At 66.6% G+C, this 21,568-nt stretch carries 16 protein-coding genes; 7 read left to right on the top strand and 9 right to left on the bottom strand.

Features of this window, described 5'->3' with window-relative positions; genetic code table 11:
- Window positions 1-293 precede the first annotated feature (293 nt).
- Together smc and JZ791_RS33065 are read right to left on the bottom strand one after the other, a co-directional pair.
- Window positions 294-3,902: a chromosome segregation protein SMC gene (smc, locus tag JZ791_RS33060; RefSeq protein WP_216899913.1), complete on the bottom strand. Its 3,609-nt coding sequence runs from the start codon at window positions 3,900-3,902 to the stop codon at window positions 294-296.
- 105 nt (window positions 3,903-4,007) lie between these two features.
- Entirely contained in the window at window positions 4,008-4,445 is a 438-nt protein-coding gene (locus tag JZ791_RS33065; RefSeq protein ID WP_216899915.1) for a DUF1707 SHOCT-like domain-containing protein, read from the bottom strand.
- A 191-nt stretch (window positions 4,446-4,636) separates the two neighbouring features.
- On the opposite strand from JZ791_RS33065, the gene JZ791_RS33070 reads away from it, so the two are divergent.
- Both JZ791_RS33070 and JZ791_RS33075 read left to right on the top strand, forming a co-directional pair.
- Window positions 4,637-5,869 (top strand): acyl-CoA dehydrogenase family protein, encoded by a 1,233-nt coding sequence (locus JZ791_RS33070; RefSeq protein ID WP_216899951.1) that lies wholly within the window; start codon window positions 4,637-4,639, stop codon window positions 5,867-5,869.
- Between the two features lie 13 nt (window positions 5,870-5,882).
- Entirely contained in the window at window positions 5,883-6,998 is a 1,116-nt protein-coding gene (locus JZ791_RS33075; protein ID WP_216899917.1) for an acyl-CoA dehydrogenase family protein, read from the top strand.
- Window positions 6,999-7,026: 28 nt separating this feature from the next.
- On the opposite strand, the gene JZ791_RS33080 is transcribed toward JZ791_RS33075, so the two are convergent.
- Window positions 7,027-8,178, bottom strand: a complete 1,152-nt coding sequence (locus JZ791_RS33080) for a spermidine synthase (RefSeq protein WP_216899919.1) — start codon at window positions 8,176-8,178, stop codon at window positions 7,027-7,029.
- Window positions 8,179-8,264: 86 nt separating this feature from the next.
- Here JZ791_RS33080 and JZ791_RS33085 point away from each other — a divergent pair, with 86 nt between their 5' ends.
- The 4 genes from JZ791_RS33085 (at window position 8,265) to JZ791_RS33100 (ending at window position 14,447) form a co-directional block, all read left to right on the top strand.
- A complete protein-coding gene (locus tag JZ791_RS33085) occupies window positions 8,265-9,482 on the top strand; it encodes an MFS transporter (protein ID WP_216899921.1) in 1,218 nt (405 codons plus the stop codon).
- A 424-nt stretch (window positions 9,483-9,906) separates the two neighbouring features.
- Window positions 9,907-12,324: an FxsB family cyclophane-forming radical SAM/SPASM peptide maturase gene (locus JZ791_RS33090; protein ID WP_256462005.1), complete on the top strand. Its 2,418-nt coding sequence runs from the start codon at window positions 9,907-9,909 to the stop codon at window positions 12,322-12,324.
- A 5-nt stretch (window positions 12,325-12,329) separates the two neighbouring features.
- The gene (locus tag JZ791_RS46655; protein WP_216899925.1) at window positions 12,330-13,598 is read left to right on the top strand and encodes an aKG-HExxH-type peptide beta-hydroxylase; all 1,269 of its coding nucleotides are present in this window, start codon (window positions 12,330-12,332) and stop codon (window positions 13,596-13,598) included.
- Between the two features lie 9 nt (window positions 13,599-13,607).
- On the top strand, window positions 13,608-14,447 hold the full coding sequence (locus JZ791_RS33100) for a DUF72 domain-containing protein (protein ID WP_216899927.1): 840 nt from the start codon (window positions 13,608-13,610) through the stop codon (window positions 14,445-14,447).
- Window positions 14,448-14,585: 138 nt separating this feature from the next.
- On the opposite strand, the gene thpD is transcribed toward JZ791_RS33100, so the two are convergent.
- From thpD to JZ791_RS33130, 6 genes are all read right to left on the bottom strand, one after another.
- Window positions 14,586-15,485, bottom strand: a complete 900-nt coding sequence (thpD, locus tag JZ791_RS33105) for an ectoine hydroxylase (RefSeq protein WP_216899929.1) — start codon at window positions 15,483-15,485, stop codon at window positions 14,586-14,588.
- 89 nt (window positions 15,486-15,574) lie between these two features.
- Window positions 15,575-15,964, bottom strand: coding sequence for an ectoine synthase (locus JZ791_RS33110; RefSeq protein ID WP_216899931.1), 390 nt, complete (start codon window positions 15,962-15,964; stop codon window positions 15,575-15,577).
- 2 nt (window positions 15,965-15,966) lie between these two features.
- On the bottom strand, window positions 15,967-17,229 hold the full coding sequence (gene ectB / locus JZ791_RS33115) for a diaminobutyrate--2-oxoglutarate transaminase (protein ID WP_216899933.1): 1,263 nt from the start codon (window positions 17,227-17,229) through the stop codon (window positions 15,967-15,969).
- Window positions 17,226-17,804 carry a diaminobutyrate acetyltransferase gene (gene ectA / locus JZ791_RS33120; protein ID WP_216899935.1) on the bottom strand — a complete coding sequence of 193 codons (579 nt, stop codon included), beginning with the start codon at window positions 17,802-17,804 and terminating at the stop codon, window positions 17,226-17,228. The genes ectB and ectA overlap by 4 nt, the downstream gene beginning before the upstream one ends.
- Before the next feature lie 74 nt (window positions 17,805-17,878).
- Window positions 17,879-18,937, bottom strand: coding sequence for a HAMP domain-containing sensor histidine kinase (locus JZ791_RS33125; RefSeq protein ID WP_216899937.1), 1,059 nt, complete (start codon window positions 18,935-18,937; stop codon window positions 17,879-17,881).
- Window positions 18,938-18,985: 48 nt separating this feature from the next.
- Complete coding sequence (locus tag JZ791_RS33130; protein WP_216899939.1) at window positions 18,986-19,696, bottom strand: response regulator transcription factor; 711 nt, start codon at window positions 19,694-19,696, stop codon at window positions 18,986-18,988.
- Window positions 19,697-20,282: 586 nt separating this feature from the next.
- Here JZ791_RS33130 and JZ791_RS33135 point away from each other — a divergent pair.
- On the top strand, window positions 20,283-21,497 hold the full coding sequence (locus tag JZ791_RS33135; RefSeq protein ID WP_438804582.1) for a L,D-transpeptidase: 1,215 nt from the start codon (window positions 20,283-20,285) through the stop codon (window positions 21,495-21,497).
- The last annotated feature ends 71 nt before the right edge of the window (window positions 21,498-21,568 follow it).

The raw sequence follows: 21,568 nt of genomic DNA on the forward strand, positions 1-21,568 counted from the left end.
CCCGCCGCCTCACCCACGCCATCACCGCCCGCCCCTGGAAACGCCGCCTGACCCAGGACATGGGTTTCGGCATCGCCCACGAGATGTACGGGCTCGGACGAGGCTAGTTCGCGGTATCGCCCACCAGGTCATCTACCCGCGCAACCACTATGCCGCGACAGTGGAGCTATCTATCACTGTCAGACACACAGACGCCATGGTCGTCATAACCGACGATCTCGTCGGCACAGTGGCTGTCCATGACCGGTAAACCGGCACGCCCACGAGCACACCGTCGTCTTGCGCGGTCGTGATCACGTAGCGGCACCGACCAAATTCTCCCCGCGCAGCCGCTGGGAGATGACCTGGGTGATGCCGTCGCCGCGCATGCTCACCCCGTACAGGGCGTCGGCGATCTCCATGGTCGGCTTCTGGTGGGTGATGACGATCAGCTGCGACTTTTCTCGCAGCTGTTCGAACAGGCCGATGAGGCGGCGCAGGTTGGTGTCGTCCAGGGCCGCCTCGACCTCGTCCATCACGTAGAACGGTGAGGGGCGGGCGCGGAAGATGGCCACCAGCAGGGCCACGGCCGTGAGCGACTTCTCGCCACCGGACAGCAGCGACAGGCGCTTGACCTTCTTGCCCGGCGGGCGTGCCTCCACCTCGATGCCGGTGGTCAGCATGTCCGTCGGATCGGTGAGCAGCAGCCGCCCCTCGCCGCCGGGGAACAGTTTGGCGAAGACGCCGACGAATTCCCGCTCCACGTCCTCCCATGCCTCGGTGAAGACCTGCAGGATGCGCGCGTCCACCTCGGCGACCACGTCGAGCAGGTCCTGACGCGCCTTCTTGACGTCGTCGAGCTGGGTGGACAGGAAGTTGTAGCGCTCCTCCAGCGCCGCGAACTCCTCCAGCGCGAGGGGGTTCACCTTGCCCAGGGTGGTGAGGTCCTTCTCCGCGCGTTTGGCGCGGCGCTGCTGGGTCGCCCGGTCGTAGGGCATCGGCTGCGGTTCGCTCACCGCGTCGCCACGCTCCTTGGCCTGCTCGTACTCCAGCCATTCCAGCGCCGAGGGCGGCGTAGGCACGGCTGGACCGTATTCGCCGATCAGATCGTCCAGGGCCAGCCCGAACTGATCGGCGATGGTCGTCTCCAGCTGTTCGATGCGCAGGGCGGCCTCGGCGCGGGCGACCTCGTCGCGGTGCACCGCATCGGTCAGCTGGGTCAGCTGCGTGCCCAGGGCACGCGCGCGCTCGCGCACCTGGTCGACCTGTCCGGCGCATTCGGTGCGGCGGCGCACCAGCTCGTCGCGCCGCGCGGAGGCCTGCGCCACCACGGTTTCCAGCTCGGCGGCCACGCGCTCGGCCGATTCCGCGACCACCGCGGCGACGGCGGCGGCCTGTCGGCGCGCGGCCTGCGCACGTTCGGCCCGGGCCCGGGTCTCACGCTCGGCCCGCGCGGCGCGGCGCAGCGAATCCGCCTTGCCCCGAACCGATTCCGCGCGTTCCTCGGCGGTGCGCACGGTCAGGCGCGCCTCCACCTCCATCGCACGGGACTCGGCCAGCGCGGCGGCGGCCTCCTCGCGGTGCAGGCCCGCCGTCTCGGTCCCGGCGTCGGATTCCGAATCTCCATGGACCTGTTCGGATTCCACCCGCCGCAGCCGGTCCTCGAGTTCGGCGAGCTGCTCGGCGGTCTGCTCCCGCGCGGTCTCGGCGTCGGCGCGCTGGGCCACCAGCCGATCGCATTCGGCCTGCGCGCCCCGGGCCGTCTCGCCCAGGCGGCCGAGCCGGTCGTAGATCGCGACCATGGCCTGATCGGATTCGTGCAGCGCCAGCAACGCCTGATCGGTCGCGTCCTTGCGGTCGGACTGTTCGGCCTCCGCGCCCGCCAACGCCGCCTCGAGTTCCTCGGCCTGCCGCTGCCAGGAAGCGAGTTCGGCCGCGGCCGAATCTATATCGGCCTGGATCTCGAGCTGACTGGGCGCGCGGTCGGATCCGCCGAGCAACCAGCCCGAGCCGCAGATATCGCCGCCCCGGGTGACGATGCGCAATTCCGGGCGCGCGGAAAGGACTCCGGGCGCGGCGGACATATCCTCGACGACCACGGTGCCCGCCGTCAGGGCTGTGATCGCACCCCGCATCTCGGCGGGACAGTCCACCACCTCACGGAGCCAGCGCGCACCGGCGGGCAGCGGCTGACCGGACGAATTCACTTGCGCGGCACCGCCGTACACCATGGCGACCCGGCCGCCGTCGGCGTCCTCGAGCGAGCGCAGCGCGGCGTGCGCGGTCGCGGCGCTGTCCGCGCCGACCGCATCGGCCAGCGGCCCGAGCGCGGCGGCCACGGCGACCTCGAATCCGCTGTGCACCTGGAGAATTCCCGACAGCGGCCCGAGCAGTCCGGCGGACTGATGCTCCAGCAGCCACGCGCCGCCGTCGCGGCGCGCGAGCCCCATGGTCAGCGCCTCGATCCGCGCGGTCAGCGAGGCGACCTTCTTACTCGCCTCGCGATCGCCCTCGCGCAACTCCGCGACCCGCGTCTGCGCCTGGTCCAGCGCCTTCGCGGCGTGCTCGTAGGTGGTGTCCAACGCCTCCTCGCCGGCGTCGAGCTCTCCCAGTTCGCTTTGCACCTGCTCGAATTCGGCCTCGGCGGCCGATCCGCGGGCGCGCGCCTCGTTCAGGGTCGCGGACAGCCGGGTGATCTCCGCGTCGGCGGACTGCGCGCGGTGACGCAGCGTATCCACCTGGCCGGACAGCCGGGCCAGCCCCTCGCGGCGGTCGGCGATGGCGCGCACGGCGGCCAGATGCGCCTGCTCGGCGGCCTTGGCGGCCTGCTCGCGATCGTGCAGCTGGTCCCGCGCGGCCTCCAGCGTGGCGGTGGCGACCTCGACGGCCTCGAGCAGCTCGGCCTCCTGTTCCTCGACCCGCTCGGCCTCGGCCTCGAGCTGATCGGGATCGCGGCCGGCGCCGGTGGGCTGCTCGATGGTCAGGTTGCGGGCGCGGTCGCGGGCGATGCGGATGGTGGCGTTGACCCGTTCGGTCAGCGCCGAGAGCTGGAACCAGGTCTGCGCGGCCGCCTCGGCGCCGGGGGTGAGCTTGGAGAGCTGGAATTCGTGCTGGGCCAGTGCGGCGTTGGCGGCGTCGAGTTCGGCCTCGACGTGGATCCGCTGCTCGCGGGCGTAGGCCTCCTTGCTCTGCTGGCTCTCCAGTTCGGTGCGACGGGCGACCAGGTCGTCGGCGGCCAGTCGCAGCCGCGCGTCGCGCAGATCGGCCTGCACGGTGGCCGCGCGCCGGGCCACCTCGGCCTGCCGGCCCAGCGGCTTGAGCTGGCGACGCAGTTCGGTGGTCAGGTCGGTGAGCCGGGCCAGGTTGGCCTGCATGGACTCGAGCTTGCGGACCGCCTTTTCCTTGCGCTTGCGGTGTTTGAGCACACCGGCGGCCTCCTCGATGAAGGCGCGGCGATCCTCGGGGCGCGATTCCAGGATCGCCGACAGCTGCCCCTGCCCGACGATGACGTGCATCTCTCGCCCGATGCCGGAGTCGCTGAGCAGTTCCTGCACATCCATCAGGCGGCACGAGTTGCCGTTGATCTCGTATTCGCCCGCGCCGTCGCGGAACATGCGGCGGGTGATGGAGACCTCGGAGTAGTCGATCGGCAGCGCGCCGTCGGAGTTGTCGATGGTCAGGGTGACCTCGGCGCGACCCAGCGGCGCGCGCCCGGCGGTGCCGGCGAAGATGACGTCCTGCATCTTGCCGCCGCGCAGCGCCTTGGCGCCCTGCTCACCCATCACCCAGGTGAGCGCGTCGACCACGTTCGACTTACCCGAGCCGTTGGGACCCACCACACAGGTGATACCCGGTTCGAGGCGAAGCGTCGTCGCGGACGCGAAGGATTTGAATCCCTTCAGCGTCAGGCTCTTCAGGTGCACGCAGGTAGGCTACCCGTTCCCACCCCGTTGCCCCGCGTACGCCGGACCTTCAGCCAGAGCCAGCCGCTGTGTAAGTCCACACATCGGACACATCCGGCACATCGGTCAGAACCGGATCGACACCTTACCGCGACACCCGGACGCCTCCCACCCCGTCACCGCACGAAATGCCAGCGCCGCACCCCACGGCCCGATCACCCACATCGGCCACGGATAAGTGAACTGCCCCATGCCCAACGAGATCAGGCCCCAGATCATCAGGCTCAGCACACCGACGCCGACCCACGCGGCCCCTTCGATGCGCTGCCAGATCGGAAAGCGGATCGGGTGCGAATTCCGCTGCGGGGTCTCACGTTTGGACAAGGTCGGCAGATCCGACAGCACGACCTGGAGATCCTCGCGGGTGGTGGCGGCCCAGACCTGCGCCACCCGCTGGTCGTATTCGGTGAGGTCGATCCGTCCGGCGCCCAAGTGCCGAGCCAGCAGATCGGCGACCTGCTGACGCTCGGCGTCGCCGGCACGAGTTCCGGGGGTGATGTCCATCTTCCTGTCCTCTCACGAAGCATGTTCCACAATGGAATATTTACTAATCATCCGACTTCCACTGTGGAATGTAAAGGGCACTGAGCCGCCTGAACGATCGACGCCACAGAGTCGATAAGTTAACGACAATTTGCGTTATGTGGCGGGTGAATGAGAAGGTAGAGCTCTGTTTCCCGGACAAGGAGTTCTTCGTGGATCTGGACTGGTCACCCGCCGATCTGGCATTTCGCGACGAGGTGCGGCAGTTCCTCGACGAGCAGTTGACCCCCGAACTGCGCCGCGCCGGGCGTTTGGCGACGAGCGTGTACTCGGACCATGAGGCCAGCATGCGTTGGCAGGCGATTCTGCACGCGCGCGGCTGGGCCGCGCCCGCCTGGCCGGTGGAGTACGGCGGTCAGCCATGGAGCCTGGCTCAGCACTACATCTTCGAGCGCGAATCCACCCTCGCCGGGGCGCCGGCGCTGTCGCCGATGGGCATCCGGATGGTCGCGCACGCGATCATCGCGTTCGGCACGCAGGAGCAGAAGGACTACTTCCTACCCGGGATCCTGTCCGGCGAGGTGTTCTTCTGCCAGGGGTACTCCGAGCCCGAGGCGGGTTCGGACCTGGCCTCGCTGAGCATGGCCGCGGTGCGGGACGGCGAGGATCTGGTGGTCACCGGCAGCAAGATCTGGACGACACACGCCACCGAGGCGAACTGGATCTTCGCCCTGGTCCGCACGGCCAAACTCGAGCGCAAGCAGCAGGGCATCACGTTCGCGCTCATCGATATGCGCTCCCCCGGGATCCAGGTGCGTCCGCTGGTCATGACCTCGGGCGAGCAGGTGCAGAACCAGGTCTTCTTCGATGCGGTGCGAGTCCCGGTGACCAACGTGCTCGGCCGCGTCGACGACGGCTGGACCGTGGCCAAGTACCTGCTGAACTTCGAACGTGGCGGCGGCGCGGTGGGCCCCGCACTCCAGGTGATGGCCGAATCACTCGCCACGCACGCGCTGTCCGTCCCTGGCCCGAACGGCGGTGCGCTGCTGGATGATCCGGCCTTCGCCGCACGCCTGGCCGATATCCACATCCGCGCGAACGTGCTGGAGATCCTGGAATCGCGCACCATGTCGGCGATCTCGCGCGGCGTGAATCCGGGCCCCGCGGCCTCGGCGCTGAAGATTCTCGGCACCGAACTGAGCCAGCAGCTCACCGAACTCACCCTCGAGGCGGCGGGCCCGCGCGGGCGCGCATACCAGCCGCATGCGGCGATGCCGGGCGGCCCGGTGGCCGATTTCGTGCCGCCCGCCGACGGATACCTCAGCGGCGCGGAGTGGCAGGCGGCCGCGCCCCTGCGTTACTTCAACGACCGCGCGGGCTCGATCTACGCCGGTAGCAACGAGATTCAGCGCAACATCATCGCCAAGGCCGGACTGGGCCTGTAGGACGGGACTCGACATGGATTTCGAATACACCACCGAACAACAGCTGCTGCGGGACACCGTCACCGAATTCCTCGCGGCGCGTTACGACCTGGACAAGAGCCGCACCGCCGCGCGCGTGGGGCAGGGCAGGCAACCGGACATCTGGCGTGCCCTGGCCACCGAGGTCGGCATTCTCGGCGCCGCCCTGCCCGAGGAGGTCGGCGGATTCGACGGCGGACCGGTCGAGACGCTGATCATCGCCGAGGCCCTGGGCGGGGCGCTGGTCGTCGAACCGTATGTGGACACCGTCGTCGTGGGCGCGGGGCTGCTGCGCCGCGCCGGGGGCGACCGAGCCGCAGAACTGTTGCGGGGCATCGTCTCCGGTGAGGTGATCACGGCATTCGCGGCCTTGGAGGCGGATTCGGGCTACAACCTGCGGCAGGTGTCGACCACCGCACGCCGCGAAGGGGATTCGTGGATCCTCGACGGCGCCAAGGTCGTGGTGAGCAGCGCGCCGCTGGCCACCCATCTGCTGGTGACCGCGCGCACTCCCGCCGGACTGTCACTGTTCCTGGTGGACCCGGCAGCTGCCGGGCTGACCATGCACCCCTACCGAACCATCGACGACCACCGCGCCGCCGACCTCACCCTGGAGGGTGTACGGGCCGACGCGCTGCTGGGATCCGAAGGCACAGCACAGGATTCACTGGACGCCGCGGCGGACGAGGCCATCGCGGCGATCTCGGCCGAGGCCGTCGGAGCCATGCGCCGCGTCCTGACCGACACCGTCGAGTACGCCAAGCAGCGCAAACAGTTCGGCGTCCCGATCGCGAGTTTCCAGGTACTGCAACATCGCATGGTCGACATGCACCTGGAACTCGAACAGGCCATCGCCGCAACCTATCTGGTGACGTTGAAGCTCGACGCCGAACCCGCCGACCGCGCCCGGGCCGCCGCGGCTGCCAAGGCCACCATCGGCCGCGCGGCCCGCTTCATCGGTCAGTCCGCGGTGCAGTTGCACGGCGCCATGGGCATGACCGAGGAACTGCCCATCGGCCACTACTTCAAACGCCTGACCGCGATCCAGTACGAATGGGGCACCACCGACCAGCACATCGCCCGCTACGCGGCACTGACCCGCCCGGCCTGACCCGCGTGATCGCCCGGCTCGGTGAACATCAGGACCGGGCCGCGAATGCCTCGACCTTGTCGAACAATTCGTCGGTCCATTCCCATCGAGGAGCCACCGGGCACACCGCCATGGCCATGGCCCGTGGCACCGCCGTGCCGACGAACCATTCGGGAGCCCGCTGTGCCAGGTCCTCGAACTCGTCGACCACCCATCGACCGAACCATTCGGCACGGTACTGCCTGCGGAAGGCGCTCTCGGCAGCGACGATCGGAACATATCGCGCCGAGACCGGGTCGGTCTCCAACAAGCCCAACGTGATCGCCTGTGCCGCCGAAGGGTCGTCGATGATCGTGCGGGGCGTGCAGAGTGACGGATCGAGTCCTGCGGCGCCGCCGGCCGCTCGGAACGCGGCGGCCAATCCGGGCCACCGCGCCTGTGTCTCCGCTCTGACCTGGTCGAAGGTACCGAGGCCAGTGAGCTCGGATGGCAATGTCGCTGCTTTGGTATCGATCTCGGCCACCCGCAGGCGCGCTGAGAGCAGGCCGAGGCAGGCTCGGTCCGATCGCGACAGGTCCCGGCTCTCGAGGTGTGCCCGCGGCTCGCTGTCCGCGCACGCCAGGAAGGTGAGATTGTCATGAGCGGGCAGCGCGCGAAGGGTGGGAACCCGGGCCTCGAGAAGCGACGCCACCGCTGCCTGCGGTGAGGCGCCCACGAGTGGATCCAGGTAGAGCGGTACCCCCCACACATTGACCATCAGCACGCCGTCGACCGCCAGTCGGGCCAGCACGTCGGACCAGAACCGCTCGTCGAACACACAGTCGGCATGCCCGTCCGGGGTGTACAGATCGACCGCTATCACGTCGAATGTCTTGTCGCAGAAGCGCATATAGTCAGCAGCGTCCGCATGGACCGCATCGAATCCGATATCCGGAAAGTGCATCCCGAACAGCCCCGTGCACATCTCGATCGCCTGTCGATTGGTATCGACGGCGGTGACATGAGCATCCGGCGCGGTGGACAGGAGCGGACGAATGCCGCCGCCGAAGGCCAAACCGAGAAGACAAATCTCGCCCACCGGCCCGAGCAGACCCGCGACCGCGAAGTCGTCCAGGTATGTGCCGACGAACACGCGGTCGTCCGCCATCATCGTGTCGTGCGCGTCGATGACCAATCGCGACCGGCCATACAATCGGTTCATTGCCGAGAATTGTGGCCCGGCCCGGCCGGTCGTGGCCCGCCAGCGATGGGAAATCGGCCGCGGGCCCGGCGTAGACACTTGGTCGCGTGTCGGCAAGCGTGTGGGCGTATCGGCAGTTCCGCCTGGCATACGCGGCCAACCTGACCTCCACACTGGGATCGGCGTTCTCACCCGTCGGGATTTCATTCGCGGTGATCGGCACGACCGGACACGCGGCATACCTGGGATACGTACTGGCAGCGGGGATGACCCCACGCCTGATCCTGCTGCCGATCGCCGGGGCGGTCGCCGATCGGCACTCCCGCACCGGCGTCATGATCACCTCGAGCCTGGTGAGCGCGCTGGCACAGGCCGCGGTGGTCGCACTGTTGGCAACCGGGACGGCAGGGGTAGGGGCGCTGATCGTTCTGGTGGCCGTCACGGGCGCCTCGAACGCGTTCTTCAAACCGGCCGCCCAGGGCATCTTGCCGATGCTGGTGCCGCCGAAGCTGATCCGTCAGGCGAACGTGCAGTTCCGCATCTGCACCAATGCCTGCATCGTCCTCGGCCCGGCGCTGGCGGGTGTCCTCATCGCGTCCACGCATCAGCCGCAACTGGCGATAGTGATCGACGCTGTCAGCTTCGTCGCGGCGGTTCCGCTGTTGTCGGTGTTGCGGTTGCCGCGCCGAGAGTCGGTGGATACCAGCACGATCGGACTCTTGCGGGAGGGCTGGACCGAGTTCTGGGCGCATACCTGGCTGTGGGCCGTGGTCGTGCAATCCGCGGTCACGAATGTCGGCGACTCGACGGGCTTTCGCCTGCTGGGGCCTCTTGTCGCCCAGCATCGCTACGGGGGTGCGGCGGCATGGGGGCTGCTGGTGTCCGCGCAGGGGCTCGGATACCTTCTGGGCGGGGTGGTTTCGATGTGGTTCACCCCGCGTCGTCTGCTGCGTGCGGGCGTCGGCTGCGCCGCGGGGCTCGCACTTCCCCTGATCGCCATGGCCCTGTCGAGCCCGCTGCCGGTCCTGCTGGCGGCCACGCTGCTGTCCGGAGTGCTGAACGAGCAGTTCGGCGCCGCCTGGGCGACGACCATGTGCCAACACCTACCGGAGGAATTGCTCAGCCGCGCTTCCTCTTACGACCTTCTGGGCTCACAGCTGCTGATACCGGCCGGATTCCTGGCCGGTGGCGCCGCGGTCGGCGAGTTCGGCGCCGATGGGGCCCTGTGGTTGTGCGTCGCCCTGATCCTCGTACCGACGGCGCTGGTCCTGTCCAGCCGGAATGTGCGCACTCTCGAACAGCCCGGCACCATAGCATCACCGTGAAATCCGTTTTATACCATGATGCCCAGGAATATATTCGGACAGTGCTGATTCGGTCCGGAAAAGTAATTGCGTACACCGGATGATATGTGATGCATCATGTTTCTATCAGGACCACATCGGCGGCTCCCAGCGGCGGGAAGGTCACACAGCGGCGGCACAGATATGCTGAATTTGCACCGCAATCCACCTGACCTCACCAGGATTTGCAGCGGCGCATTCGAAAGGAGAATACTATGCCCACACCGGATGGACGCAACATGGTTTCCACCGTAGCCGATCGTCGCCGAGCCCCGCTCGGACAGATCTCTTCGCAGAGCCTGTCCAGCGTGCTGGCGAGCCTGGCTAATTCATCGGCAACCCGGGTTTCGTTCAGTAGCGCGGAACACTCGTAATAGATATTGCATCGGGTAGCACCGGCCGTCCCATGAATCACCCAATAATTCCCTTTCGGCAGTTTATCGTCAAGGTGCACAGCCGGTGCGACTTGGCATGCGACTACTGCTACATGTATGAGCATGCCGACCAATCCTGGCGCGGTCGTCCACTGGAGATCGCTCCCGAGACAGCCGCGCAGATCGGCTTCCGGATAGCCGAGCACGCTGCCGCACACGAACTCGTGGACGTCGTCGTCGTGCTCCACGGCGGCGAGCCGCTCTTGCTGGGTGTGGACCGTACCCGGGAGACGCTCGAACTACTCCGAGACGCCATATCCGTGGCGACGCGGCCCAGATTCGTCATTCACACCAACGGGGTGCTCCTCAGCGAGAAGTACCTCGATCTATTCACCGAATACGATGTACGAGTAGGTGTGTCACTCGACGGCGACCGGCTGGCCAATGATCGACACCGTCGATATCGCAACGGCCGCAGCAGTTACGACAAAGTCCTCGCCGGCTTGGCCCTGCTGCGCCAACCGCGATATCGACCGCTCTGGGCAGGTCTGCTGTGCACCGTCGATATCGCCAACGACCCTCTGGAAGTATATCGGGGCCTACTCGAACAAGACCCGCCGCGGATGGATCTGATCATGCCGCACTGCAATTGGCAGACCCAACCGCCCGGCCTGCGAATCCCACGTGATCCGCGACATCCGACCGTCGGCGGAGGTGAATATACCGACTGGTTCACCACTATTTTCGACGCCTGGAATGCCGAGGGGCGGCCGGTGCCGATTCGGACATTCGACTCACTGCTGGCCTCGATGTATGGGCGGCCCAGTGGCGCCGAATCATTCGGATTGGATCCCGTCGATCTACTCGTCATCGAAACCGACGGCAACCTCGAGCAGGTCGACTCCCTGAAGACGGCGTATCCCGGGGCCGCGGCCACCGGCATGGACGTATGGCACAACAGTCTCGACGACGCCGCGGTACTACCGGGAATCACGGTCCGCCAGACCGGTGCCGAGGGTTTGAGCGCCACCTGCCGTTCATGCCCGGTGGTGCAGGTATGCGGCGGTGGCTTCTATCCCGACCGTTATCACCCGGGCAACAGCTTCGACAATCCGTCCGTGTACTGCGCGGATCTCAGAGAAATGATCGAACACGTCATGAACAGTGAGACCGAAGCGGGCCGGGGCGGGGCCTCGTCGTCGGCCCGCTCCGACATCGAATCTGTCCATAGCTTGTCCGCAGACCAGTTCGCCCAGTTGGCCGCCGGTTTCGGGGATGCGTCCACGGTGGATTGGCTCGTTCAGGCTCAGGTTTCGATTCAGCGTGAACTTCTGGCCGCGGTCGGACGATTCGGTCCGCAGCACGACGAAAGTTTCACCGCGGCATGGGATCTGCTGGTATCGCTGGATTCCACGGCCCCCGAGGCGGTCGAGGAAGTACTGGCGCATCCCTACACTCGCGTGTGGGCCACCGGATTGCTCCAAGGTGTAAGTCAGGGCGAGCCCGCAGCAGACGATGTACGCCACTTGGAAGCGGTGGTCGCCGCCGCCGCATTGCGCGCGGGCAAGCAATCGCGACTGCCGGTCCCCGTCCGCGCCGGCGTGGCGCCGCTGCCCACCTTCGGAGCGCTGCGGGCCGATACCGACGACCGGATATGGATCGATACCAGTTCGATCGACGGCCTCGATATCGTGCAGCCACTGCGCCGGATGACAGCGACCGGGCTGACGGTCACGCTCGAGGACACCGACCCTTATCGGCGCGCCCATGACTTCATCACCGATCGGCTCACCGACGACGCCGCGGACGAATGGCAGCGAACCTTCGCCGCGGCACTGGATTTCATCGACGATCAGCTGCCAGTCTATGCCCCCGGAATGCGAGCGGGATTGCGCACCGTGATGCCGATGACGCCCGACGGCGAGGGCCGAAGCGCTTCGGTCCGGCTGGCATTCGGCGCGGTGGGCGTCGGACTGCGGACGGATCCGCCCTTGACCGCGATGTCGCTCGTGCACGAATTCCAGCACGTCAAGATGGGAGCGATCCTCGACATGTTCGAGCTGTTCGATCTCTCGGACACCGAGGAGCGGCTGTACGCGCCGTGGCGACCGGATCCGCGCCCGCTGGAGGGGTTGTTGCAGGGCAGCTACGCGCATATCGGCGTCACCGATGTCTGGCGGACACTGCGGATGGTGCGCACCGGCGCCGAACGCGAGGCAGCCGAAAGGCAATTCGCCCGCTGGCGCATGATGACCGCCGAGGCGATCCGCAGGCTGAACGACACCGGATCACTGACACCCCTGGGCGAACAGTTCGTGCGGGGCATGGGTGACACGGTCGAACCCTGGCTCGCCGAGCACGTCGACCCCGGCACCGAGGCCGCGGCACGGCACGCGGCCGAAAAACATCGTGCCGCTTGGGAAGCGCGCGTGGCTGCGAATTCACGATGACGGGCGTGGAGAATACGCACAGCCTGACGGCGAACCAGTTCACCGAATTGGCAAGCGGTTCGGGCAGCGCCGAGACCGTGGGCCGGCTGGTCGTGGCCGAATCGTCGATTCAGCGCGAGTTGCTGGCGGCGGTCGGCCAGTTCGGGCCGCAGCGGGACCGGCGCTTCGCCGCGGCGTGGGAACTGCTCACGGCCTTGGACGTCACCGCGCCCGACGCGGTCGCCACCGTGCTGGCTCATCCCTACGCACGAGAGTGGGCGGTAGGCCTGCTGAACGATCTACAGGCGGGCACACCCGCGCTCGCCGATGCCTACCATCTGGAGGCCCTCGCGGCGAGCGCGGCCGTGCACGCCGGGTTGGACCTGCGGGTACCGGTGCCGGTCCGCGGCGAGGTCGCGCCCCTGCCCACCTTCGGCGCACTCGCCGCCGACGGCCAGGACCGGGTGTGGATCCACGCCGGGTCGATGGACAGGTTCGAACTGGCCGAGCCGCTACGCACGATGACAGCGGGTGATCTGACCGTCACCCTGGAGGACACCGACCCTTATCGGGTGCGGCCGTATATCGATACCGAGATCCATCCGGCCGATCGACTGCCCGCGAAGCAGGCAGGCGTATGGCGCCGTGCCTTCATCCGGGCCATGAATTTCATCGATCTCCACCTGCCCGGGTACGGCGAGGGGTTGCGGGCCGGCCTGCGAGCGGTGACACCGCTGCGGTCCGACGGCGTGCACGACCGCAGCGCGTCTGCCCGGCTGGCGTTCGGCGCGGTCGGCATCGCGCCCCGCCGGGTCGAGCCGATATCGCTGGCGCTACTGCTGATTCACGAATTTCAGCACGTGAAACTCGGCGCGATCATGGACCTGTTCGAGCTGCACGATCTGGCGGATACGCAACCACGCTATGCCCCACCGTGTTTCGCCCACCCGCGCCCGATCGAAGGGCTGTTCCAGAGCACCTACGCACACCTGGGGATCTGCGAGTTCTGGCGCATACACCGAAATCTGACGAGCGGCGACGCGCATGCCGCCGGGCAAGCGCACTTCGCGCGGTCCCGCGCCCTGACCCTCGCCGGGATCGAGCGACTGCTCGAAGCGGATTCGCTGACCTCCATGGGCCGAACCTTCGTGCTGACGATGCAGGACAGCCTCGCGCCGTGGCTCGCCGAATCCGTCGATCGCGACGCCGAGGCCGCCGCCACCCGGGCCGTGGCCGATCAGCTGCGCCGCGAGGACGCCCTGGCCGACCGATCAGGCACGGCGAACGCGCGCTAACGTCGGGGAATGCAGTTGTCGGTGGGATGTGCGCAGTGGACGCACGCGGCGTGGCAGCAGCGGCAGCCGAACCCGCGGGAACGGCTGCGCGGCTATGCCGACTGGTGCACGGCCGTGGAGGGCAACACCACCTTCTACGCGACCCCGGCGCGCAAGACCGTGCAGGGGTGGGCGCAGCAGACCGCGCCCGAATTCCGGTTCGTGATGAAGCTGCCCAAGACGATCACCCACGAGCGCCGGATGCGCGACGCCGATGGGGATATGAACGAATTCCTCTCGGCCGTCGAACCACTCGGCCCGCGCATCCACGCCCTGTGGGTGCAACTGCCCGCATCCTTCGGACCGACCGACCTCGGCGCGCTCGCCGGATTTTTGCGACGGCTACCGCCGGAGTACCGGTACGCGGTGGAGGTCCGCCATCCGGCGTTCTTCACCGGCGAGCGGGACGCGCGACAACTGGAATATCTGCTGAACCGCGTCGGCGCGGAATGGATACCCTTCGACACCACAACACTTTTCGCCGCGCGGCCGACCAGCCCGGGCGAACAGGAAGCGTGGGGCAAGAAACCTCGCCTCCCGGGCCGGGACCGAGCACTCACCGAACACCCGATCGTCCGATACTGCGGCCGCGACGACATCGACGCGACGATCGCGGGCTGGCAGCCCTGGATCGAAGTGGTGACCGCCTGGTTACGCGAGGGCCGCTCCCCCACCTTCTTCGTCCACACTCCCGACAACGCCGAATCCCTCACGCTGGCCCGGGAATTCCACGACCAGGTGCGCGCGGTCGTCCCGGAACTCGATCCTCTGCCGCAGCCGGCGCCGATCGAGCCCATGACATTGTTCTGATCATCCGGTCGCAGGCGACTCCCGCACAGGCGCGGATCGATCGACCTATCGCGATCAGCCACCCAACTCGCTCGCGCCATCGCGCGAACAGCCGATCGGCCCCGCGACCGGAGCCGCGGGGCCTGACACACTGGGTGATTACCGGACCGGGTCGAAGTTCCGGGCCGCGATGTACGTCGGCCGGGGGACCGGCGCTGAATACGGCGTGGTGATGAGGGTGTTCTCGACGCTGTTGAAGACCAGGAAGATATTCGAGCGCGGGAACGGGGTGATGTTGTTGGCCGAGCCGTGCATGACGTTCGAGTCGAACAGCAGCGCCGAACCGCGCGCACCGGTGAACTGGGCGATGCCGTGGCCGTCCGCCAGCTCGGTGATGTGCTCGTGCGAGGGCACGCCGATCATCTGTTCCTGCAACGACTCCCGATAGTGATCGGCCGGGGTCTCCCCCTGACACGGCACGAAGGTGCGGTGCGAGCCGGGCATCACCATCAGGCTGCCGTTGAACGGATAGTTGTCGGTCAGCGCGATCGACAGGCTCACCGCACGCGGCGCCGGCATTCCGTCTTCGGCATGCCAGGTCTCGAAGTCGGAGTGCCAATAGAAGCCGGTGCCCTCGAAGCCGGGCATGTAGTTCACCCGGCTCTGGTGGATGTAGACATCCGAACCCAGCACCCGTCGCGCCAGCCCGAGCACGCGGGGATCACGCGTCAGCGAGTCCACCAGCGGGCTGATCTTGTGCACCTCGAAGATCGATCGCACGCGATTCGACTTCTTCTCGATGATCACCCGTTCGTCCAGGCGCAAGTCCGGATCCGAGGACAACCAGTCGACCTCATCGGAGTACTGGGCGACCTCTGCGGGCGAGAGCAACTCGTCGAAGATCGTGAACCCGTTGGTCTCGAAGTCCGCGGCGTCGAATCCGATCGGCGTCTCCGAGTCCATCCCGCCCCACACCGTGGGATCGGTGCGCTCCAACAGAGCCGACGGGCCCTGGATGCGGGTCGGATAACGATCGATTCGATTGTCGGCCAACGTCATCGGTGTCTTTTCCTCCTACTCCTACTACTTTTTTCCGTACCGAGTCCTTTGGTCTTCGGATGCCGGGCCCGTGCGCGCGATGATCACCGTTATTCTACGACGACCAGCGGGTAGACGCCGTTCTCGTCGTGAACTTCCTTGCCGGTGACCGGCGGGTTGAAGACGCACAGCATCCGCATCTTCGTCCGGGTCTCGACGCGATGGCGCTCGTGCCCGTTGAGCAGGTACATCGAACCGGGGCCCAGTTCGTAGGTGACGTTGTTGTCGAGGTCGATGAGCGTGCCCTCGCCCTCGACCAGCCAGACCGCCTCCACGTGGTTCTGATAGTGGAACTCGTGCACGGTCCCCGGCTGAATGGTGGTTTCGTGGAAGGAGAATCCGACGCGGTCACCGCCCAGCACGATCCGCTTGCTGCGCCAGTCCTCGGCGGCCACGTCGCGGTCGGTGCCGGTGATCTCATCTGTTGTTCGAACGATCATGATCAGTGGACTCCTCGCACGTTGTGCACGGCACCGGTCAGGATGTTCAGCCCGTGCTCGAGTTCGTCATCGGTAAGGGTCAACGGCGGAAGTAGCTTCACCACCTCGTCCTCGGCCCCGGAGGTCTCCACCAGCAGGCCGTTCTCGAACGCTATACGGCAGACCTTACTCGCTTGTGAGGGTTCGGCGAAGACCAAGCCCTGCACCATGCCCCGGCCGCGGGTGGAAATTCCGTCGTGATCCTCGGCCAAGCCGCCGAAGGCCTCGTGGATCCGCGCGCCCTTCGCCTCGGTCGAACGCTGCAGCTTGTCATCGGACCAGAAGTGCTCCAGCGCGACCGTCGCGGTGACGAAGGCCGGATTGTTGCCGCGGAAGGTGCCGTTGTGCTCACCGGGCGACCACTGGTCCAGCTCGCGGCGCATCAGCACCAGGGCCAGCGGCATGCCGTATCCGCTGATGGACTTGGACAGCGTCACGATATCCGGTGTGATACCGGCGATTTCGAAGGAGAAGAACGGACCGGTGCGCCCGCAGCCCATCTGCACATCGTCGACGATGAGCAGAATTCCGCGCGCGGCGCACAGCGTCGACAGGTGGCGCAGCCACTCGGCACGGGCGACGTTGACACCGCCCTCACCCTGCACGGTCTCCACGATCACCGCCGCGGGCTTGTCCACGCCGGACGAGCTGTCGTCCAGGGCGCGCTCCATCCAGGCGAGTTCCATGTCGCCATCGAGGAAGCCGTCGTAGGGCATCGGATTCGCATGCGCCAGCGGCACACCGGCGCCGGCCCGCTTGGTGGCGTTACCCGTCACCGCGAGCGCGCCCAGGGTCATGCCGTGAAATGCGTTGGTGAAGTTGAGAATCGTGGTGCGCCCGGTCACCTTGCGCGCCAGTTTCAGTGCCGCCTCGACCGCGTTGGCGCCGGTCGGTCCGGGGAACTGCACCTTGTAGTCCAGCCCGCGCGGCTCCAGCAGCACACGCTCGACCGTTTCCAGCAGCTGCGCCTTGGCGACCGTGGACATATCGAGTCCATGGGTAATGCCATCGCGCGCGATATAGTCGATGAGTGCTTGTTTGAGCACAGGATTGTTGTGCCCGTAGTTCAATGCGCCGGCACCGGCGAAAAAGTCCAGATAATCTTTACCGCTGCCATCACGCAACCAGGCGCCCTGGGCGGTGTCGAATAATGTCGGCCACGCCCGGCAGTAGCCGCGAACATTCGACTCCATCGTTTCGAAAACTGTCATTTCGGCGGTGGTCATCGCTTATCCTCCGTGGTGTGATCGTCGCTGTTGTGCAGCGGCGAGATCCGGTACAGGTCCTCAGATTCGTGACCGCCCGGAAAATCATCAGGCCGGAACAACTGCTCGCGGTTCATCTCCGCGCCGTGGCGGCGTGCGAGCGAGGCGAACATCGCCTGCGAGGCCTCGTTGTCCGGCGAAACCGTCGTCTCCAGTGTCGAAATGCCATGTTCGGCAGCGTTGCAAACCAGATGATCGAGCATCTTTACGCCGATTCCACGCCCCCGGAAAGACTCATCGACGGCAACCTGCCAGATGAACAGTACTTCCGGCGCCTCCGGGCGCAAATATCCCGTAACGAATCCCGCGATGGCGTCGTCGACTTCCGCGACCACGGAGGTCGCTCGGTAGTCCCTGCACCACAGGAGATAGGCATAACTCGAATTAACGTCCAATACCTCGGAATCCACGGCCAAGCGCCACATGAGAGCGCCGTCGCCGATTCGCGGCGAACGAATCACGACTGCCCCATCGGGAGAGTCGGTTCGGGAGGTGGGTAAGGAACTCGAGGGTGTGCTCAGCGTTCGTGTCGGCATCACTCTTCAAGGTTTGCCACAGAACTTTGAGTTAACCCGGTCGGCTACTTTACGGTCGTGTTACGGAAATATTTTCAGTGAGTTTCCTCACTGAAGGGTATATTTACGATGAAGCGCGCGCCACCACCGGGACGATCGCCGCATTCCACCCGGCCACCGTGGGCCGCAACGGTTTCCGCCACCAGCGCCAGCCCGATCCCGGTGCCGGTCCCCGCGCGGCGGCTACGGCGCACCGTCACGAAACGGTCAAATATTCTCGTCCGATCCTCGGGCGCCACGCCCGGTCCGGCGTCCTCGACGGTGATCACCGCCTCACGCCCGACCCGTCCGGCGGTGACCGCGACCACACCCCCACCGTGCCGCTCGGCATTCTCCAGCAGATTCACCAGCGCGCGTTCCAGTTCGAGTTTGCGGCCGAGCACCGTCACATCGATCGAAACTCGTAACAATTCGGGTGGGTAGCGCAATTCGGCGAGCGTGTGCTCGAGCAGTTCGCGCACCGACAGCGGTTCGGCGTCGGCGCGGTGCATACGGGCCTCGGCGCGCGCCAGCGCCAGCAGATCGTCCAGCAACCGTCGCAGGTGATCCAGCTCGGCCTGCACCAGCGCGAGCGCCCGGCGCGAGCGCTCCGGCAGATCCTCTTCGTGCCGGGCCATGACGCCAACACTGGTGGTCAGCGTGGTGAGGGGGGTACGTAGTTCGTGGCTGACGTCGCCGACCAGGCGGCGTTCGCGCTCGATCCGCCGCTGCAACGAGTCGACCATGGCGTTGAAGGTGTCCACGGTCGGCGCGAGGTCAGGATCGTCGGTATCGGGCAACCGGGTGCCCAGCTCGCCCGAGGCGATACGGGCGGCGGTTCGGGTGACGCGCTGCAGCGGTTCGAGCAGCCGCCGGCTCAACCACAGCCCGACGACCCCGCCGATCGCGGTACCGCAGACCGTGCAGACGATCAGTGTCATCCACACGCCCCGATCGATCACCGATACCGACGCCGCCAAGACGCAGGACACCAGCCCCGCGGTCAGGGCGAAGGAGATGACCGCACGACCGCGAAGACTCTGGCTACGTGACAGCAACCGCCGACGTCGTACGGGGAGTGCGACCGGATCGCGTGTGAAGTCAGTGCCGGACATCCCCAAACCGTATATCGGCGGGCCGGACTCCGGCAGGCGCGGAAGCGATCAGCGCTGCACGTCGAGGCGATACCCCAGGCCGCGCACCGTGACCACGATCACCGGATCCCCGGGATCGCGCTCGATCTTGGTACGCAGCCGCCGCACGTGCACGTCGACGATTCGCTCGTCACCGAAAAATCCGCGGTCCCAGACCCTTTCGAGCAGCACGTTGCGCGACAGCACCCGTCCCGGCGTCTCGGCCAGCTCGCACAGCAGCCGGAACTCGGTCAGCGTCAGGTGCAGTTCCTCCTCGCCCCGGCGCACGGTGCCGCCCTCGGGCGACAGGATCAGGGGCGCGTCGGGATCGGCGTCCAACAGCACCTCCTGCGGCGCCTGCGGCTCGATCATGTGATTGGCGCGCCGGCGCAGCGCCCGCATCCGGGCGGTGATCTCCTTGATCTCGAACGGTTTTGTCACGAAATCGTCGGCGCCGGCCTCCAGGGCGGCCACCACATCATGGGTGTCGTCACGGGCGCTGACCACGATGATCGGCACATCGTGGTCGCGGCGGATCTCGCGGATGCAGCTGAAGCCGTCCATATCGCCGAGCATCAGATCCACGATCATCACATCGGGGGCGCCGTTGTCGCGCAGATGTTCGAGGGCGTCCTCGGCCTCCTCGGCCTCGGCGACGTCGTAGCCCTCGTCCTCCATGGCCAGCCGCAGAGCGCTGCGGACCCGGTCGTCGTCTTCCACGATCATCAGGTTCGCCGTCATATTCCATTCCCTAGCTGACACGTGGCAACGAGTTCTTCTCCGAGCCCATGGACTCGGCATCCTCTTCGGGCAGCGCCTGTTGTGGGTACCCGAACCACGCTCACGTAAACGTAGGGCAATCGAGTAGGGGGCTTCAACAACCGGACGGCTCCACCGAGCCGATGCGAAACCGTTATTGGCCTGTTACATTGGAGTTTGCCACCGAACGGCCCTGGATGTGATTACCGACACACCGATTCACAGTCACGACAGGGACCGATCGCACCGATCGGCGCCCGGATCACCTCTCACCACGAGAGAAGCTGAAAGGTAGCGGGATACCCCACAACTGAACACGGGAAACATGCGGCAATCGCCATGATGCGCCGCAGCGCTCGAACGCACCGTAAACTGGCCGCGAACAGTTCGGCGATGGTGCGTGGCGAGGGCTTGTCCTGCTACCACGCACGGGGCAAGTGCAGGAGACACCATGTCAGGTCGCCCACGACGGAGCGACGGCCTTCCAGGCGTGCAGTACCAGCAGATTCAAGACCAGCAGAATCAAGACGAGGCTCGCAGACGTGGGATTCGCCGTAGGCGGATCCCGTTGCGCGCCACCAGGACCGGGCTCGTGCTGAGCCTGGCCTTCGTGGCGGCGTTACTGGCCGCCTGCTCGTCCTCGGGCTTCACCCCGAAGGCGGCGCCGAAAACCTCGAGTCCGGCGCCCGTCATCACGGTCACCCCCAACGGCGGCCAGAACGTCGACCCACTGGGCAAGATCCAGGTCACCGCCTCACAGGGCCAGCTCACCTCGGTCACCATGACCAACGAGGACGGCAAGGCGATCGACGGCATCTTCACCCCCGACCGCACAGCGTGGAAGCCCAGCAGCCCGCTCGGCTACGACCACACCTACACCCTGACCGCCCAGGGCCTCACGCTCACCGGGCCCATTGCGCCGGCCAAGGCGACGTTCACCACGCTCACCCCCGGTAATCAGACCAAGGCGTACCTGACCACGACCGGCAGCGCGCCGATCGGCAACGGCGGCACCTTCGGGGTCGGCATGGTCATCGTCGCCCACTTCGACGAGTCGATCCCCGACAGGGCCGCCGCCGAGCGACACCTGACGGTGACCACCGATCCGCCGGTCCAGGGATCCTGGTACTGGGTCGACGACCAGAACGCGCACTGGCGGCCGGAGAAGTACTGGACGCCGGGCACCAAGGTCAAAGTCGCGGCCAATATCTACGGCGCCCAACTGGGTGACGGCCTCTACGGTCAAGTGGATTCCAACGCCTCCTTCACCATCGGCCCGTCGCATGTCTCGATCGCCGACGACAACACCAAACAGGTGCAGGTGTTCGAGAACGGCAAGCTGATCCGCACGATGCCCACCTCGATGGGTATGGGCGGCACCCAGGTCGTCAACGGCAAGACCATCTACTTCTGGACCATGCCCGGCACGTACACCGTGATGGGCAGGGGTAATCCGGTGATCATGGACTCCTCCACCTTCGGCCTGCCGGTCAATTCCCGGCTCGGCTACAAGGAGGCCATCAGCTGGGCCACCCAGATCAGCGGCGACGGCATCTACCTGCACGAACTGGATACGACGGTCTGGGCGCAGGGCAATACCGACACCTCGCACGGCTGTCTGAACCTCAACCAGACCAACGCGCAGTGGTTCTACAACTTCTCCCTCCTCGGCGATCCGGTCGAGATACACAACACCGGCGGACCGGCGCTTCAGGTCTGGGACAACGGTGACTGGACCCTGCCGTGGGACCAGTGGTTGAAGGGCAGCGCGCTGAGCAGCTGACCGGCGAACGCGACACCGAAGGCCGCCCTCCGGGAACATCCGGAAGGCGGCCTTCGGCGTTGCCGATCGAA

The sequence above is a fragment of the Nocardia alni genome, assembly GCF_019038435.1.
Classification (GTDB): Bacteria; Actinomycetota; Actinomycetes; order Mycobacteriales; family Mycobacteriaceae; genus Nocardia; species Nocardia alni.